14 protein-coding genes and 1 tRNA gene are annotated in these 15,200 nt (G+C 70.1%); 6 read left to right on the top strand and 9 right to left on the bottom strand.

The features are described from left to right. Window positions 1-11 precede the first annotated feature (11 nt). Both ABZT17_RS19195 and ABZT17_RS19190 read right to left on the bottom strand, forming a co-directional pair. Window positions 12-1,772 (bottom strand): SDR family oxidoreductase, encoded by a 1,761-nt coding sequence (locus ABZT17_RS19195; protein ID WP_356350410.1) that lies wholly within the window; start codon window positions 1,770-1,772, stop codon window positions 12-14. Next, a complete protein-coding gene (locus ABZT17_RS19190) occupies window positions 1,769-2,611 on the bottom strand; it encodes a M24 family metallopeptidase (protein WP_356350408.1) in 843 nt (280 codons plus the stop codon). The genes ABZT17_RS19195 and ABZT17_RS19190 overlap by 4 nt, the downstream gene beginning before the upstream one ends. 233 nt (window positions 2,612-2,844) lie before the next feature. Here ABZT17_RS19190 and ABZT17_RS19185 point away from each other — a divergent pair, with 233 nt between their 5' ends. The 6 genes from ABZT17_RS19185 (at window position 2,845) to ABZT17_RS19160 (ending at window position 6,997) form a co-directional block, all read left to right on the top strand. Continuing rightward, window positions 2,845-3,807 (top strand): ABC transporter ATP-binding protein, encoded by a 963-nt coding sequence (locus ABZT17_RS19185; RefSeq protein ID WP_356350508.1) that lies wholly within the window; start codon window positions 2,845-2,847, stop codon window positions 3,805-3,807. Further along, window positions 3,797-4,714: an ABC transporter permease gene (locus tag ABZT17_RS19180; RefSeq protein ID WP_356350405.1), complete on the top strand. Its 918-nt coding sequence runs from the start codon at window positions 3,797-3,799 to the stop codon at window positions 4,712-4,714. The genes ABZT17_RS19185 and ABZT17_RS19180 overlap by 11 nt, the downstream gene beginning before the upstream one ends. Then, window positions 4,711-5,622, top strand: a complete 912-nt coding sequence (locus ABZT17_RS19175; protein WP_356350403.1) for an ABC transporter ATP-binding protein — start codon at window positions 4,711-4,713, stop codon at window positions 5,620-5,622. Before ABZT17_RS19180 ends, ABZT17_RS19175 begins: the two co-directional genes overlap by 4 nt. A gap of 10 nt (window positions 5,623-5,632) precedes the next feature. Next, window positions 5,633-6,352 carry an ABC transporter permease gene (locus ABZT17_RS19170; protein ID WP_356350400.1) on the top strand — a complete coding sequence of 240 codons (720 nt, stop codon included), beginning with the start codon at window positions 5,633-5,635 and terminating at the stop codon, window positions 6,350-6,352. Between the two features lie 81 nt (window positions 6,353-6,433). Continuing rightward, the gene (locus ABZT17_RS19165; RefSeq protein ID WP_356350399.1) at window positions 6,434-6,634 is read left to right on the top strand and encodes a hypothetical protein; all 201 of its coding nucleotides are present in this window, start codon (window positions 6,434-6,436) and stop codon (window positions 6,632-6,634) included. A 278-nt stretch (window positions 6,635-6,912) separates the two neighbouring features. Next, window positions 6,913-6,997 (top strand) — tRNA-Ser (locus ABZT17_RS19160). Between the two features lie 15 nt (window positions 6,998-7,012). Here the strand turns inward: ABZT17_RS19160 and ABZT17_RS19155 are convergent. From ABZT17_RS19155 to ABZT17_RS19125, 7 genes are all read right to left on the bottom strand, one after another. Next, on the bottom strand, window positions 7,013-7,810 hold the full coding sequence (locus ABZT17_RS19155) for a Cof-type HAD-IIB family hydrolase (RefSeq protein ID WP_356350398.1): 798 nt from the start codon (window positions 7,808-7,810) through the stop codon (window positions 7,013-7,015). Continuing rightward, window positions 7,807-9,084, bottom strand: coding sequence for a serine--tRNA ligase (serS, locus tag ABZT17_RS19150; RefSeq protein ID WP_356350395.1), 1,278 nt, complete (start codon window positions 9,082-9,084; stop codon window positions 7,807-7,809). The genes ABZT17_RS19155 and serS overlap by 4 nt, the downstream gene beginning before the upstream one ends. 554 nt (window positions 9,085-9,638) lie before the next feature. Then, window positions 9,639-10,571 (bottom strand): prephenate dehydratase, encoded by a 933-nt coding sequence (gene pheA / locus ABZT17_RS19145; protein ID WP_356350391.1) that lies wholly within the window; start codon window positions 10,569-10,571, stop codon window positions 9,639-9,641. A 132-nt stretch (window positions 10,572-10,703) separates the two neighbouring features. Further along, the gene (gene efeB, locus ABZT17_RS19140) at window positions 10,704-11,996 is read right to left on the bottom strand and encodes an iron uptake transporter deferrochelatase/peroxidase subunit (protein WP_356350388.1); all 1,293 of its coding nucleotides are present in this window, start codon (window positions 11,994-11,996) and stop codon (window positions 10,704-10,706) included. Between the two features lie 8 nt (window positions 11,997-12,004). Then, window positions 12,005-13,984, bottom strand: a complete 1,980-nt coding sequence (locus ABZT17_RS19135) for a copper resistance protein CopC (RefSeq protein ID WP_356350386.1) — start codon at window positions 13,982-13,984, stop codon at window positions 12,005-12,007. 13 nt (window positions 13,985-13,997) lie between these two features. Then, complete coding sequence (locus ABZT17_RS19130; protein ID WP_356350383.1) at window positions 13,998-14,462, bottom strand: copper chaperone PCu(A)C; 465 nt, start codon at window positions 14,460-14,462, stop codon at window positions 13,998-14,000. After that, window positions 14,459-15,112 carry an SCO family protein gene (locus tag ABZT17_RS19125; protein ID WP_356350381.1) on the bottom strand — a complete coding sequence of 218 codons (654 nt, stop codon included), beginning with the start codon at window positions 15,110-15,112 and terminating at the stop codon, window positions 14,459-14,461. Before ABZT17_RS19125 ends, ABZT17_RS19130 begins: the two co-directional genes overlap by 4 nt. Window positions 15,113-15,200: the final 88 nt, after the last annotated feature.

The raw sequence follows: 15,200 nt of genomic DNA, 5'->3' as shown, positions 1-15,200 counted from the left end.
GGGGGCGCCGTTCACAGCGGTGGATCCAGGCGGGCGATCGCCCGCAACGCGCGCGGGGTGAAGCGGGACATGAGGTGGGCGCCGCGGGCCTCGGGGGTGACCGGCACGACTGCCTGGTTGCGGACGACGGCCTTCAGGATCGCGTCGGCGACCTTCTCGGGCGGGTAGTTCCGGAGGCCGTACAGCCGTGCCGACTTCTTCTGGCGCCGCTTCTCCTCCTCGGCGTCCACACCGGCGAAGCGCGCGGTCGAGGTGATGTTGGTGTTGACGAGACCGGGGCAGATCGCGCTCACACCGATGCCCTGCCCGGCCAGTTCGGCGCGGAGGCACTCGCTGAGCATCAGCACCGCCGCCTTGGAGGTGCTGTAGGCGGGCAGCGTCTTGGACGGCAGGTACGCCGCCGCGGACGCGGTGTTGACGATATGGCCGCCCTGGCCGCGCTCGGCCATCTGCCTCCCGAAGAGCCGGCAGCCGTGGATGACGCCCCACAGGTTGACGTCGAGGACCTTCCTCCAGTCCTCCGGGGTGGTGTCGAAGAAGGAGCCGCCCAGGCCGATGCCGGCGTTGTTGACCAGCACGTCGACGACGCCGTACTCGGCTGCGACCTTGTCGGCGAGCTTCTCCATGGCCTGTTCGTCGGAGACGTCGACGGTCTCCGCCCAGGCATGAGGCGCGCCGATCAGCCGGGAGAGTTCGGCGGTGCGCGCGGCGGCCTCCGCGTCCCGGTCGACGGCGACCACGCGCGCCCCGGACTCCGCGAAGGCGAACGCCGTGGCCCGTCCGATGCCGCTGCCCGCGCCGGTGACCAGGACGAGCTGTCCGCCGAAGCGGTCGGCGTACTTGCCGCCGGGCGGCACCGGCTCGGGCTTCCCGGCCTCGGTCGACGTCACGAACTCGGTGATCCAGGACGCGAGCAGGTCGGGGCGGGTGCGGGGTATCCAGTGCCCCGCGGGGATGGTGCGCCGGGTCAACCGCGGCACCCATCGGTCGAGGTCGTCGTAGAGCCGCTCGGACAGGAAGGCGTCCCCGAGGGGGGTGATGAGCTGCACGGGCGCGTGGGCGTACGCGTCCTGGCGCGGGCGGCGCAGGCGGGAGCGGACGTTGTCGCGGTACAGCCATGCCCCGTGGGCCGCGTCCTGGGGCAGCGAGGGGGTGGGGTAGTCGCCCCCGGGCACCTTCTCGAAGCGCTCCAGGATGCGCGGCCAGCGTTTGCCGAGCGGGCCGCGCCAGGCCAGCTCGGGCAGCACGGGCGTGTGCAGGGCGTACACGTACCAGGACTTGGCGCCCTGGCCGAGGAGCTGGGCGGCACGGCGCGGGGTGGGCTTCTTCAGGCGATCGCTCATCCAATGGCCGAAGTGGTCCAGGGACGGCCCCGACATGGAGGTGAAGGAGGCGATACGGCCCTCGGTGCGCCGGACGGTCACGAACTCCCAGGACTGCACCGAGCCCCAGTCGTGCCCGACGACATGCACCGGCCGGCCCGGGCTGACGGCGTCGATCACCGCCAGGAAGTCGTCCGTGAGCTTCTCCAGGGTGAAGCCGCCGCGCAGGGGTTTGGGTGCCGTGGAGCGGCCGTGTCCCCGGACGTCGTAGAGGACGACGTGGAACCGCTCGGCCAGCCGGGGCGCGATCTCGGACCACACCTCCTTGCTGTCGGGATAGCCGTGGACCAGGACGACGGTCGGCTGCCCGGCCCTGCCCAGCTCGGCCACGCACAGCTCGATGCCGCCGGTCCGCACCCGGCGCTCCCGAGCCTCTTCGAGTCCCGTCACTTGTCCTCCGCCCAGCGCCGCACGTGCGGCAGATCGTCGTCCAGCCAGAAGGCGCTCTCCTCGGGGTCCCTGGAGTCGGTGACGACCAGGATCTCCTCGAACTTGGCGCCCGTGCCCCGGAATCCGAGGTGGGGTTCGACCGCCCACAGACCCGGCCGCGGGGGATGGTCGGAGAAGCGGTACGGCGACCACAGCGGGGACCAGCCCTCGCGGTGGCCGCGCAGAGCGTCGGCGGCGAGCCCCTTCAGTGACTGGGTGCCGAACCCGAACAGATGCGGTGACCAGCGGCGCTGCCTGACCCGGTCGACCTTGTGGGCGATGACGCCGAAGGGGTAGGCGCGGTGCCGGTTGGCGTAGCCCTGGCGGACCATGAGGCGGTCCACGTCCTCGTAGACGGCGCGCAACGGCCGCTTCTCCCGCACCTCGCGCAGGATCAGCTCTCGGTGTGCCTCCAGGTCGGCCATGAGCCGGTCCTGTACCGGGTTGGCGCCCAGCGAGCCCGAGTAGCCGATGTCGGCCGTGTACCCCTCGTACACGGGCGCCATGTCGAGGATGAAGGGCATCCCGGGCTCCAGGCGCCGGTCGGTCGGGAAGAACTGGAGCGGGACGCGGAAGTTCACGAACGCCGTGCGGTCGCCGAACCAGGCGAAGGGGAGGTGGAACCAGTCCCGTACACCCCGCTCGCGCAGCCACACGCGCTGCATCCGGGCCGCCTCGCGCTCGGTGACACCCGGTCGCAGCTGTGCCGCGACCGCCTCCGCGCACTCGTAGGCGAGCCGCTGCACCCGTCTGAAACCCCGCAGCCGTGCCGCGAGTTCATCTGCCACTGCCGTCGTCATGCCACCGCCCACCCTCGTCCCCGTCGATCGCGGTACGTGCCCGTAACGTGACACCGGTGAATGTGACAGTTGTTAGAGGCTGCGTCAATAGGAGGGTCCGGGCTGTGGATAACTCTGGGTAGCTCTCAGGTAGGGGTTCCCCCTACGGACCCGTACGTCTGGAGTCTGAGGCCAAGACAGCTCTGGGGTCTGACGACCGGAGTGGCCCGGGTCACTACCTTCGAAGCGTGACTGTGATCGCGACCGAAAGCCTGAGCAAGCGGTTCCCCCGGGTGACCGCGCTTGACCGGCTCTCCGTCGACGTCGGACCCGGTGTGACCGGGCTCGTCGGAGCCAACGGAGCCGGCAAGTCAACCATGATCAAGATCCTGTTGGGTCTGTCCCCCGCCTCCGAGGGCCGCGCAGAAGTGCTCGGGCTCGACGTCGCGACCAAGGGCGCCGCCATCCGCGAGCGCGTCGGCTACATGCCGGAGCACGACTGCCTGCCGCCGGACGTCTCGGCGACCGAGTTCGTCGTGCACATGGCCCGTATGTCGGGGCTGCCGCCGACGGCGGCCCGCGAGCGCACCGCGGACACCCTGCGCCACGTCGGTCTGTACGAGGAGCGCTACCGCCCCATCGGCGGCTACTCGACCGGTATGAAGCAGCGAGTGAAGCTCGCGCAGGCCCTGGTGCACGACCCGCAGCTGGTCTTCCTGGACGAGCCGACCAACGGCCTCGACCCGGTCGGCCGTGACGAGATGCTCGGTCTGATCCGCCGTATCCACACGGACTTCGGCATCTCGGTCCTGGTCACCTCACATCTGCTGGGCGAGCTGGAGCGCACCTGCGACCACGTGGTCGTCATCGACGGCGGCAAGCTGCTGCGCTCCAGCTCCACCACCGACTTCACCCAGACCACCACCACCCTCGCCATCGAGGTCACCGACACCGACGAGCACCCGAACGGCACGCGCGCGGTGCGCGAGGCGCTCCAGGCGCGCGGGGTCGAGCTCCAGGACGAGGGCAGCGGCCTCCCCGGCGCCGGCCACATCCTGCTGCTCACCGCACAGGGCGAGGAGACCTACGACCTGGTGCGTGACGTCGTCGCCGACCTCGGTCTCGGCCTGGTGCGCATGGAGCAGCGCCGCCACCACATCTCGGAGGTCTTCAAGAGCGAGGACGAGCGGAAGGAGGCGGCCGTCCATGGCGGTTGAGCACCCCCTGGGAACACCCGTCGCCACGCCGGGTGACCAGACCCGCATCCACAACATCGGCTACCGCAACTACGACGGCCCCCGCCTCGGCCGCTCGTACGCGACCCGCTCCCTCTACTCGCAGTCCCTGCGCGGCGCCTACGGCCTGGGACGGTCCATCAAGTCCAAGGTCCTGCCGATGCTGCTGTTCGTGGTGATGTGCGTGCCCGCGGCCATCATGGTCGCCGTCGCGGTCGCCACCAAGGCCAAGGACCTGCCCGTCGACTACACGCGGTACGCGATCATCATGCAGGCCGTCATCAGCCTGTACGTCGCCTCGCAGGCACCCCAGTCCGTCTCGCGCGACCTGCGCTTCAAGACCGTGCCGCTGTACTTCTCGCGGCCGATCGAGACCGCCGACTACGTGCGCGCGAAGTACGCGGCGCTGGCCTCCGCGATGTTCGTCCTGACCGCCGCCCCACTGGTCGTCCTCTATGTGGGCGCGCTGCTGGCGAAGCTCGACTTCGCCGACCAGACCAAGGGATTCGCACAGGGACTCCTCTCCGTGGCACTGCTCTCGCTCCTCTTCGCCGGCATCGGCCTGGTCATCGCCTCGGTCACCCCGCGGCGCGGCTTCGGCATCGCCGCCGTCATCGCCGTGATGACCATCTCCTACGGCGCCGTCTCCACGCTCCAGGCCATCGCCGAGAACCAGGCCAGCGCCGGCGCCATCCCCTGGATCGGCCTCTTCTCGCCCGTCACGCTCATCGACGGTGTCCAGTCGGCGTTCCTCGGCGCGAGCTCGGCGTTCCCCGGAGGGGTCGGCCCCAGCAACGGCGAGGGCGCGGTCTACGTCCTGGTCGTCCTGGGCCTGATCGCCGGCTGCTACGGCCTCCTGATGCGCCGCTACAAGAAGGTGGGCCTGTGACCACGCTCAACATCGACCATGTCTCCCGCTGGTTCGGCAACGTGGTCGCCGTCAACGACATCACCATGACCATCGGCCCCGGAGTCACCGGTCTGCTCGGCCCGAACGGCGCCGGGAAGTCCACCCTCATCAACATGATGGCCGGCTTCCTGGCCCCCTCCACCGGCACCGTCACCCTCGACGGCCAACAGGTCTGGCGCAACGAGGAGATCTACAAGCACATCGGCATCGTCCCCGAGCGCGAGGCGATGTACGACTTCCTCACCGGCCGCGAATTCGTCGTCGCCAACGCCGAGCTGCACGGCCTCGGCGCCAAGGCGGCGCAGAAGGCCCTGGCCACGGTCGAGATGGAGTACGCGCAGGACCGCAAGATCTCCACGTACTCCAAGGGCATGCGCCAGCGCGTGAAGATGGCGTCCGCCCTGGTCCACGACCCGTCGCTGCTCCTGCTCGACGAGCCTTTCAACGGCATGGACCCGCGCCAGCGGATGCAGCTCATGGACCTGCTGCGCCGCATGGGCGACGAGGGCCGTACGGTCCTCTTCTCCTCCCACATCCTCGAAGAGGTCGAGCAACTCGCCTGGCACATCGAGGTGGTGGTCGCCGGACGCCACGCGGCCAGCGGCGACTTCCGCAAGATCCGCCGTCTGATGACCGACCGCCCGCACCGCTATCTGGTGCGCTCCAGCGACGACCGCGCCCTCGCGGCCGCGCTGATCGCCGACCCGTCGACCTCCGGTATCGAAGTCGACCTCACGGAGGGCGCGTTGCGCGTCCAGGCCGTCGACTTCGGCCGCTTCACCGCGCTGCTGCCCCGGGTCGCCCGCGACCAGGGCATCCGGCTGCTCACGGTCTCACCGTCCGACGAGTCCCTCGAGTCCGTGTTCTCGTACCTGGTCGCGGCGTAGGAGGCCGAAGATGTACGACCCCACAGTCGCCCGGCTCACCTACCGAGCCCTGCTCGGCCGCCGCCGGGCCCTCATCCTGGGCGCCCTGCCCCTGTTGCTGATCGCCATCTCGGTCGTCGTCCGCGGTCTCGCCGGCGCCGACGACCAGACCGCGGCCGACCTGCTGGGCGGCCTCGCGCTCGCCACGATGGTGCCGATCATCGGTGTCATCGCCGGCACCGGTGCGATCGGCCCGGAGATCGACGACGGCTCCGTCGTCTATCTGCTCTCCAAGCCGGTGAAACGCCCGACGATCATCTTCACCAAGCTCATTGTGGCGATCGCCGTCACCATGGTGTTCTCGGCCCTGCCCACGCTCATCGCCGGGTTCATCCTCAACGGCAACGGCCAGCAGATCGCCGTCGCCTACACGGTCGCGGCGCTGGTCGCCTCCATCGCCTACGCGGCCCTGTTCCTGCTGCTGGGCACGGTGTCCCGGCACGCGGTGGTCTTCGGCCTCGTCTACGCGCTGGTCTGGGAGGCCCTGTTCGGCTCCCTGGTCGCCGGGGCACGCACCCTCAGCGTCCAGCAGTGGTCGCTCGCCGTGGCCCACAAGGTCGCCGGCGGAGACCTGGTCACCTCGGACGTGGGACTGCCGACGGCGACCGTGCTGCTGGTCGTCGTCACCGTCCTCGCCACCTGGTACGCGGGCCAGAAGCTGCGCTCGCTCACGCTGGCCGGCGAGGAGTAGACACCGCCCTTACTGACAGGGACTTCACCCCTGTCCGGGCACACTGGGCAAATGGGATCGAGTGGGCTGAGAGGAATGGGGATGGCAGACAACTGGGACGAGCTCGCCCTGGACGAGGACTTCATACGGTCCGCCGAGACCACCGAGCCCTCAGCCCGCGCCCGTATGCTCGCCGCCCGCTGGCGCGCCGAGGAACCCGAACCCCAGCCGTGGCGCTCCGACGAGCCCCCGGCGGGGTGGTTCTTCAGCAAGGCGCGTCGGCGGAAGTGGCGGCGCCGCTGACCGGCGCTTTCGGGCGTCGTACGGCCGTTTTATTCGGTGGCGTCCAACTCGTCCGACGGGCACAGTGGTTGTGTCCAGGACGCCGGATCGAGCCGGCGCCATCGACTGGGAGAGGAGCCGGACGATGTCCATGCACGGCAGTACGTCCAGCTCCCGTCAGGGCAGCCCGCGGCAGGTTCCGGTGTAGTTACCCCACCGTCGAACCCGCTCCGCACGGGGAGCTGCCCGGGGCGGCCGCTTCGAGCACGCGATGTCGCTCTCGCGTGGGCCGCCCACCCGGAGGATTGGCCGAGTGGTAAGGCACCGGCTTGCTAAGCCGTGGTCGGGGACAACCCCGCGCACGTTCGATCCGTGCATCCTCCGCAAGAAGCCGAAGAACTAACCCAGCAACCGTTCCAGTACGACCGCGATGCCGTCCTCGTCGTTGGACGCAGTCACCTCGTCCGCCACCGCCTTGAGTTCTTCGTGGGCGCCCGCCATCGCCACGCCGTACGACGCCCACCCGAACATGGGGATGTCGTTCGGCATGTCGCCGAAGGCGATCGTGTCCGCGGCCTTCAGACCGAGCCGGCGGGCCGCCAGCGACAGTCCCGTCGCCTTCGACAGGCCCAGCGGCAGCAGCTCCACGATGCCCGCACCAGCCATCGCGACGTTCACGAAACCGCCCGCGGCGGCTTGGGCCGCCTCGGCCAACTCGTCGTCCGTCAGCGTCGGATGCTGGATGTAGATCTTGTTCAGCGGGGCCGACCACAGATCGGCCACGTCTGTCAGCGGCGTCGTCGGAAGCTCGCCGGTGAGCGCGTACCCCTGCCCGACCAGCACCTCCCCCTCCAGCCCGTCCCGGCCGGCCGCCAGATACAGCGGACCGACCTCCGCCTCGATCTTCGCGAGGGCGACTCCCGCCAGCTGCCGGTCCAGCGTCACCGAGGTCAGCAGACGATGCTGCCCGGCGTCGTAGACCTGCGCGCCCTGGCCGCAGACCGCGAGGCCCTCGTAGCCGAGGTCGTCCAGGATGTGCCGGGTCCACGGGACCGCGCGGCCGGTGACGACGATGTGCGCGGCGCCGGCGTCCTTGGCCGCGGCGAGCGCCTCACGGGTGCGGGCCGAGACCGACTCGTCCGAGCGCAGCAGCGTGCCGTCGAGGTCGGTCGCGATCAGCCGATGGGGGAACGTCACTTGGCGACCGGCTCCAGGACCTCCCGGCCGCCCAGGTACGGGCGCAGCACCTTCGGCACATGCACCGAGCCGTCGGCCTGCTGGTGGTTCTCCAGGATCGCCACGATGGTGCGCGGTACGGCGCACAGCGTGCCGTTCAGGGTCGCGAGCGGCTTGACCTGCTTGCCGTCACGGACGCGCACCGACAGCCGGCGGGCCTGGAAACCGTCGCAGTTGGAGGCGGACGTCAGCTCGCGGTACTTGCCCTGCGTCGGGATCCACGCCTCGCAGTCGAACTTGCGGGACGCCGACGCGCCGAGGTCGCCCGAGGCCACGTCGATGACCTGGAACGGCAGCTCCAGGCCGGTCAGCCACTGCTTCTCCCACTCCAGGAGGCGCCGGTGCTCGTTCTCCGCGTCCTCGGGGGCGACGTACGAGAACATCTCGACCTTGTCGAACTGGTGCACGCGGAAGATGCCACGCGTGTCCTTGCCGTAGGTGCCGGCCTCGCGGCGGAAGCACGGGGAGAAGCCGGCGTAGCGCAGCGGCAGCTTGTCGGCGTCGAGGATCTCGTCCATGTGGTACGCCGCGAGTGGGACCTCGGAGGTGCCGACCAGGTAGTAGTCGTCCTTCTCCAGGTGGTACACGTTCTCCGCGGCCTGGCCGAGGAAGCCGGTGCCCTCCATGGCGCGCGGGCGCACCAGCGCCGGGGTCAGCATCGGGATGAAGCCGGCCTCGGTGGCCTGGGCGATCGCCGCGTTGACGAGCGCGAGCTCCAGCAGGGCGCCGACGCCGGTGAGGTAGTAGAAGCGCGAGCCGGACACCTTCGCGCCGCGCTCGACGTCGATCGCGCCCAGCGCCTCGCCGAGCTCCAGGTGGTCCTTGGGCTCGAAGCCCTCGGCGCCGAAGTCACGGATCGTGCCGTGCGTCTCCAGGACGACGAAGTCCTCCTCGCCGCCGACCGGGACGTCGGGGTGCACGAGGTTGCCGAGCTGGAGGACGAGACGCTTGGTCTCCTCGTCGGCCTCGGTCTGCTCGGCGTCCGCCGCCTTGACGTCGGCGGCGAGCTGGCCCGCCTTCTTCAGCAGCTCGGCCTTCTCGTCGCCGGAGGCCTTGGGGATGAGCTTGCCGAGGGACTTCTGTTCGGCACGCAGCTCGTCGAAGCGGACGCCGGACGACCTGCGCCGCTCGTCGGCGGAGAGGAGGGCGTCGACGAGCGCGACGTCCTCTCCACGGGCGCGCTGGGACGCGCGCACACGGTCGGGGTCCTCACGGAGCAGGCGAAGGTCAATCACGCGGTCAAGGCTACCGGTGCGGGGACAGGGCCCACGACTCACCATTCAGAACAGGTCCGAATCATGACTTACGTTCCGTCATGGGGCAATTGCGAGCCGTGTCAATAAAAGGTGTCACACTCCCTGAGACGGGGCAGTCGGCGGGCGCCCGGTTGACTCGATTCCCTTGTGGGGAACGGGACTTGGGTCATGGTTGTCCACAGCGATCCACACCCTCCGAAGAGTTATCCACAGGCTGTGTGGATGATCTGTGGACTTCGGAATTGATCAATCCGAAACGTGGTCGTGAACCCAGGGATTCCCAGGACAAACCCGCTTTACCCTCACTTTCGAGTGGAAATGGGTCCCCCCAAAGGATTGCGCAAAGGAAAAGAGTGGACGAAGGGTGATGTGCGGCCCGGTGAACCCGGAGGCGGGCTGTAGGCCGATTTGTCGACTGAGTCGCGTGCTGGTGTCGACTTATCCCCAGGTCGAGAAGCCAACCTGTGGATAACGTCTGTGGATAACTAAAATCTGCAGGTAAGACCGGGGTCAGAACCGGATCACCGGCAGGATCAGAACCGGCCGTCCTGGCAGCGTGCCACCCAGTCGGAGGCCGCCACGAACTCCTCGTCCGACGTTCCGAGCCGCGGTGCGCCGACGCCCTCGACGCCCACGTCCGCACGCGGGTACGAGCCGAGATAGCGCACCTCCAGGCAGATCCGCTTGAGACCCATCAGCGCCTCGGCCACCCGGCGGTCGGAGATATGGCCCTCGGCGTCGATGCAGAAGCAGTAGTTGCCGATGCCGGCGCCGGTCGGGCGGGACTGCAGCAGCATCAGGTTGATGCCGCGGGCGGAGAACTCGCCCAGAAGGTCGCGCAGACCGCCGGGATGGTCGTCGCGCTGCCACAGCACGACGGAGGTCTTGTCCGCGCCGGTCGGGGCGGCGGGCCGGGCCGGGCGGCCCACCAGCACAAACCTGGTCTGCGCGTTCTCGGCGTCGTGGATCCCCGTCTCCAGGGCCTCGAGGCCGTACCGGGCGGCCGCGAACTCACCGGCGAAGGCGGCGTCGTACTGGCCCTCCTGGACCAGACGCGCGGCGTCCGCGTTGGAGGCCGCCGACTCCCAGTGGGCGTCCGGGAGGTTGTTCCTGAGCCAGTTGCGCACCTGCGGCTGGGCGGCCGGGTGGGCGGAGACCGTCTTGATGCCGGAGAGCTCGGTGCCCGGCCTGACCAGCAGCGCGAAGGTGATCGACAGGAGCACCTCGCGGTAGATCATCAGCGGGGCGCCCGCGACCAACTCGTCCAGGGTGGTGGTGATGCCGCCCTCGACGGAGTTCTCGATCGGCACGAACGCCGCCTCGGCCTCGCCGGTGCGGACCGCGTCGAGCGCGGACTGGACGGACACGTACGGGATCAGCTCCCGGGTGGCCGTCTCGGGAAGCGTGCGCAGGGCGACCTCGGTGAAGGTGCCCTCGGGGCCCAGATAGGCGTAGCTCGCTGGCATGCCTTCACCCTAATGGGCCCAAGGAACCGGGGCTCCCCGGTCTCACGAGCGCCCCGCCCCGCCCTCCGAGCACCCCGGCCTTCCGAGCGCCCCGCCCCTCCGAACCCCCGCCCCTCCGGGGGTTCCCGCCCCTCACCCCTCCAGCAGCGCCTGCCCCACGTACTCCCCCTTGGCCGCACCGCCCGGTACCGCGAACAGGGCGCTTGCCTCGTGGCGGATGTACCTCGACAGGGCGTCGCCGCGGTCGAGCTTGCGCTGGAGGGGGACGAAGCCGCGCAGCGGATCGGCCTGCCAGCACACGAAGAGCAGGCCCGCGTCCGGGACACCGTCACTGTCGATGCCGTCGTGGTACGAGAACGGCCTCCGCAGGATCGCCGCCCCGCCGTTCCGGTCGGGCCGGGTGATCCGGGCGTGGGCATTGATCGGGACGACGAGATCCCCGTGGGAGTCCGTCTTCTCCAGGTCCATCGCGGTCGTCTCGGAGCCGCCCGACAGCGGAGCCCCGTCGGACTTCCGGCGCCCGATCACCGCCTCCTGGGCCGACAGAGACAGCTTCTCCCAGTCGTCGAGGAGCATACGGATCCGGCGTACGACGGCGTAGGAGCCGTTCGCCATCCAGGCGGGGTCCTTGGAGCCGGCGGACGGCACGAAGATCCGCTGGTCGAAGTCGGGCTCCGTCGGCTTCGGATTGCGGGTGCCGTCCAGCTGGCCCATGAGGTTGCGAGCCGTCATGGGGTGGGCGGTGGCGCCCGGCGTGCGGTTGAAGCCGTTCATCTGCCAGCGGACCTTCGCCGCGCTGCCCGCGTCCCGCTGGATCGCGCGCAGGGCGTGGAAGGCCACGAGGGCGTCGTTGGCGCCGATCTGCACCCACAGGTCACCGTCGCTGCGGGCCCTGTCGAGGTGGTCGGAGGAGAAGTCGGGGAGCGGGTCGAGGGAGACGGGGCGCTGTTTCTCCAGGCCGGTGCGGGCGAAGAGGCTGTGCCCGAAGCCGAAGGTGAGCGTCAGCGAGGACGGGCCGGCGTCACGGGCCACGTCCGTGTCGTCGCTGGACGCGGCCTCACCCGCCATGAACCGCTCGGCCGTCGCCGACCAGCGGCGCAACAGTGCGGCGGCTTCCTTGCGGCCCGCGCCCGCCGCCAGGTCGAAGGCCACCAGATGGCCCTTGGCCTGGAGGCCCTCGGTGATACCGGGCTGATGTTTCCCGTGAAACATTGCCATGTCCGCGCCCAGCGAGGTCAGCGGAGTGGCCTCGGCGGGCGCGGAGGCATATCCCACGGCGCCGCCGGCCGCGCCGAGCACCAGGCCGGTGGCGCCGGCGGTGCCGAGGAGGGCGCGGCGGGAGATACCGCTGCCGGAGTGGTCCGTCGCGGCCCGCCCGGGGGGCGCCTCGGAGGTCCGGGCCTCGGGAATGGACTGTTCAGCCATGGTGCGGTTCAGCCGATCTGCGCGTTCTTGAAGACGGTCACCTGGTCGATGTCGGAGGTCCGGACGGTCACGGCGACCTTCCAGTCGCCCGCCATGGGGATCTGCACTCCGGTCGCCGTCCAGTGGCCGGTGGTGATGTGGTCGGGGGTGACGGGCAGCGGCCCGATCTTCTTGACCTCCAGGGTGAAGGCGACCTTCACCTCGGGGACGTCGAAGGCGCGGCCGTTGGGCCGGGTGACGTAGACGTGCATCTCGTTGCCGCCCACCCGCGCGGGGTCGAGGTCGACCGAGACGACGCCCTTGCCGTCGGCGCCGCCCGTGTCGAAGGGCATGGTCAGCGTGACGGCGCCGGACGACGAGTCCGCCGTGGCGGAAGAGGACGACGAGGACGAGGTGGCCGCCTTGGCCTCCTGCTCGGTGCGGCCGGGCTCGGTCTGCGTCAGGACGGTGGTGACGGCCAGCAGTACGACGGCCACCCCCGCCTCGGCGAGCACGGAGCGCCGCAGCCCGAAGCGGTCGGGGTCGGCGTCACGTTCGCGCTTCTGGCGCGCGGTGTCGACGGCGGCCTGCTGGCGGGCGAGTTGCGCCGCGCGCCTGGTGTCGGCGGCGGGGGCCTTGGCGTCACCGCCGGCCGACTTGCCGCCGGAGGCGGAAGCCGCGGACCCGGCCCGGGCGGCCACATGCTCCTTCTCGTCCGAACCGGCGCTCTCGACGGAGTCCTCGGTGTCGGCTTCCTCCGCCTCGCGCGGCGCCACCACGGCGGTGTCCGCCAGGCGCGCCGTCCAGCGGCGGGAGATCGACGCGATGCCGACCATCAGGGCCACGAGGCCGATCTTGACGAGGAGGAGTTGGCCGTAGGCCGTGTCGGTGAAGGCCGACCAGGAGCCGAGCTGACGCCAGGACTGGTAGACGCCGGTCGCGACCAGGGCGAGGACGCTGCCGAAGGCCAGCCGGGAGAAGCGGCGCACGGCCGCCGCCTCGATCGGGGTGTCCGAACGGTAGAGGGAGACCAGCAGCGCGCACAGACCGCCGAGCCAGGCCGCGACGGCGAGCAGATGGACGACGTCGACGGGCATCGCGATGCCCGGCTGGAGCCCGGTGGAGGCGTGCTCGGCCATCGCCCAGCTCGCCGCGAGGCCGCCCGACACCACGATCCCGCCGACGGCGAGCCCGAAGGTCAGATCCCGCTTCTCGTCGTCGTCACGCTTGTCGTACGCCCCGAACAGCACGGCGATGAACAGCGCGGCCGCCGCGAGCAGCAGCAGCCGGGACACCAGGGCCGCGCCGGTCTTGGTCTGCAGGACCTGCCCCAGCAGGCTCAGGTCGAAGACGTCGGCGAACTTCCCGGAGCTGGTGTAGGAGCCGCGCAGAAGCAGCAGCAGGAGGGTGGCTGAGGTGAGCGCCAGCCAGCCGGAGACGACCAGCCGCTGCAGGGCCCGTACGCCCGAGCCGCGCTGCCAGCAGGCCAGTACGAACGCGCCGCCGCCGACCATGACGATGAAGCCGGCGTACGACATGTACCGCCCGAAGCCGTACAGCCAGCCCACGATCCCGCCGCCGACCGTGTCGCCGGAGACGGAGACGGTGGTCTGCGAGGGGGAGCCGATGGAGAAGGTGAACGCGCCCGAGACGGGATGGCTGTCGGCCGAGACGACCTGCCAGGCCACCGTGTAGGTGCCGTCGGGCAGCCCGCTGTGCAGCGGCACGGCGTAGGTGGTGCCGCTGACGTCGGACGGCTTGCCGGTGTCGACGCGCTTGCCCTTGGGATCGAGGACGCGCAGCGAGTCGGAGTTGGTGGCGACCTTCTCGGAGAAGGTGAGTGTGACCTGGCTGGGCGCCTTGTCGACCACCACCCCCTGCGCGGGGTCGCTGCCGGTCAGCGCGGCGTGCGCGGAGGCGGGCCCGGCGCCTGCGAGGAGCGCGCCGATCACCGCCAGGAACAGCAGCACCATGGTCCGCATACGGCGGGGGGTGATGGTCGGTGTCACGGTGATCCCTCCCTCAGTGGCCGGTCGCCGGGTTGTACGTGGCCGACTTCACGGGCATCTCAACCTTGATCGGGCCGGACTTGGCGAAGTGGAGCTCCACGGTCACGGTTGCGCCCTGTTTCAGCTGTCGCCTCAGCTTCTCGAACATCAGGTGGTTGCCGCCGCTCTTGAACACGAGTTGACCGTGTGCGGGCACATCCAGGGCCTTGACCTCGCGCATGGACTGGCCGACGGTCTCGTGCATGGTGACGTCGGCGGCCGCGTCGCTGGTGACGGAGGTCAGCTCGTCCTTTCCGCCGCCCTTGTTGTCGACGGTGAAGAAGCCCGCGGCCATCTCGTCGGTGATCGGCTGGGGCATGTAGGAGGCGCTGACGGCCAGTTCGGGTGTGCCGTCGCCGGAGCCGCCGCAGCCCGCGAGGACGAGGGTCAGGGCGAGGGTGCCGGTTATCAGCAGACCCGTGGGGGCGGGCCGACTCACGGGTTCGCCCCCTTGATGATCTTGGGGAGATCCTTGGTGTAGTCGTCCACGGTGGCGTCCTCGTCGTAGAGGACATAGCCGCCGTTCGTCTTCGGGGAGAAGGCGATGACCTGGGTGCCGTGGACCGAGACCGTCTTGCCGGTCTTCTTGTCCTTGTGGGTCGGCTCGATGGAGATGCCGAGGGTGCGGGCGCCGGCCTGGATGGTGGAGAAGTCGCCGGTCAGACCCACGAACTCGGGGTCGATGCCCTTGAGCCACTTGCCGAGCTCGGCGGGGGTGTCGCGGGCCGGGTCGGTGGTCACGAACACCACCTGGAGCTTGTCCTGTTCGGCCTGGGGCAGCTGCTTCTTGGCGACGGCGATGTTGCTCATCGTCGTCGGGCAGATGTCGGGGCAGTGGGTGTAGCCGAAGTAGATCAGCGTCGGCTTGCCGGCCGTCTCCTTGCGGAAGTCGTACTTCTTGCCCTGGGTGTCGGTGAGAACCAGGTCCGGCTTCTCGAACGGGGTGTCGAGCAGCGTCGCGGCCTTCTGCGAGGTGTCCTCGGAGACCACGGCGACGGGCGAGTCGCCGCCGGACCCGCTGCCGCAGGCGGAGAGGGTGAAAGAGGCGGCGGCGAGCAGCGCGGCCGCGGCGAACGTCTTCTTGCGCATAGAAAAATGTCCCAGATGTGAGAGCTCCGGTGTGCACCGGGGGCCGTACACCCCCGGTGCACAGGGCGAGTCAAAACCTCAGTCGACG

Origin of the sequence: Streptomyces sp. NPDC005648 (assembly GCF_040605395.1) — a bacterium.
In the GTDB taxonomy this organism is placed as follows: domain Bacteria; phylum Actinomycetota; class Actinomycetes; order Streptomycetales; family Streptomycetaceae; genus Streptomyces.
This window is presented reverse-complemented; position numbering and strand designations above follow the sequence as displayed.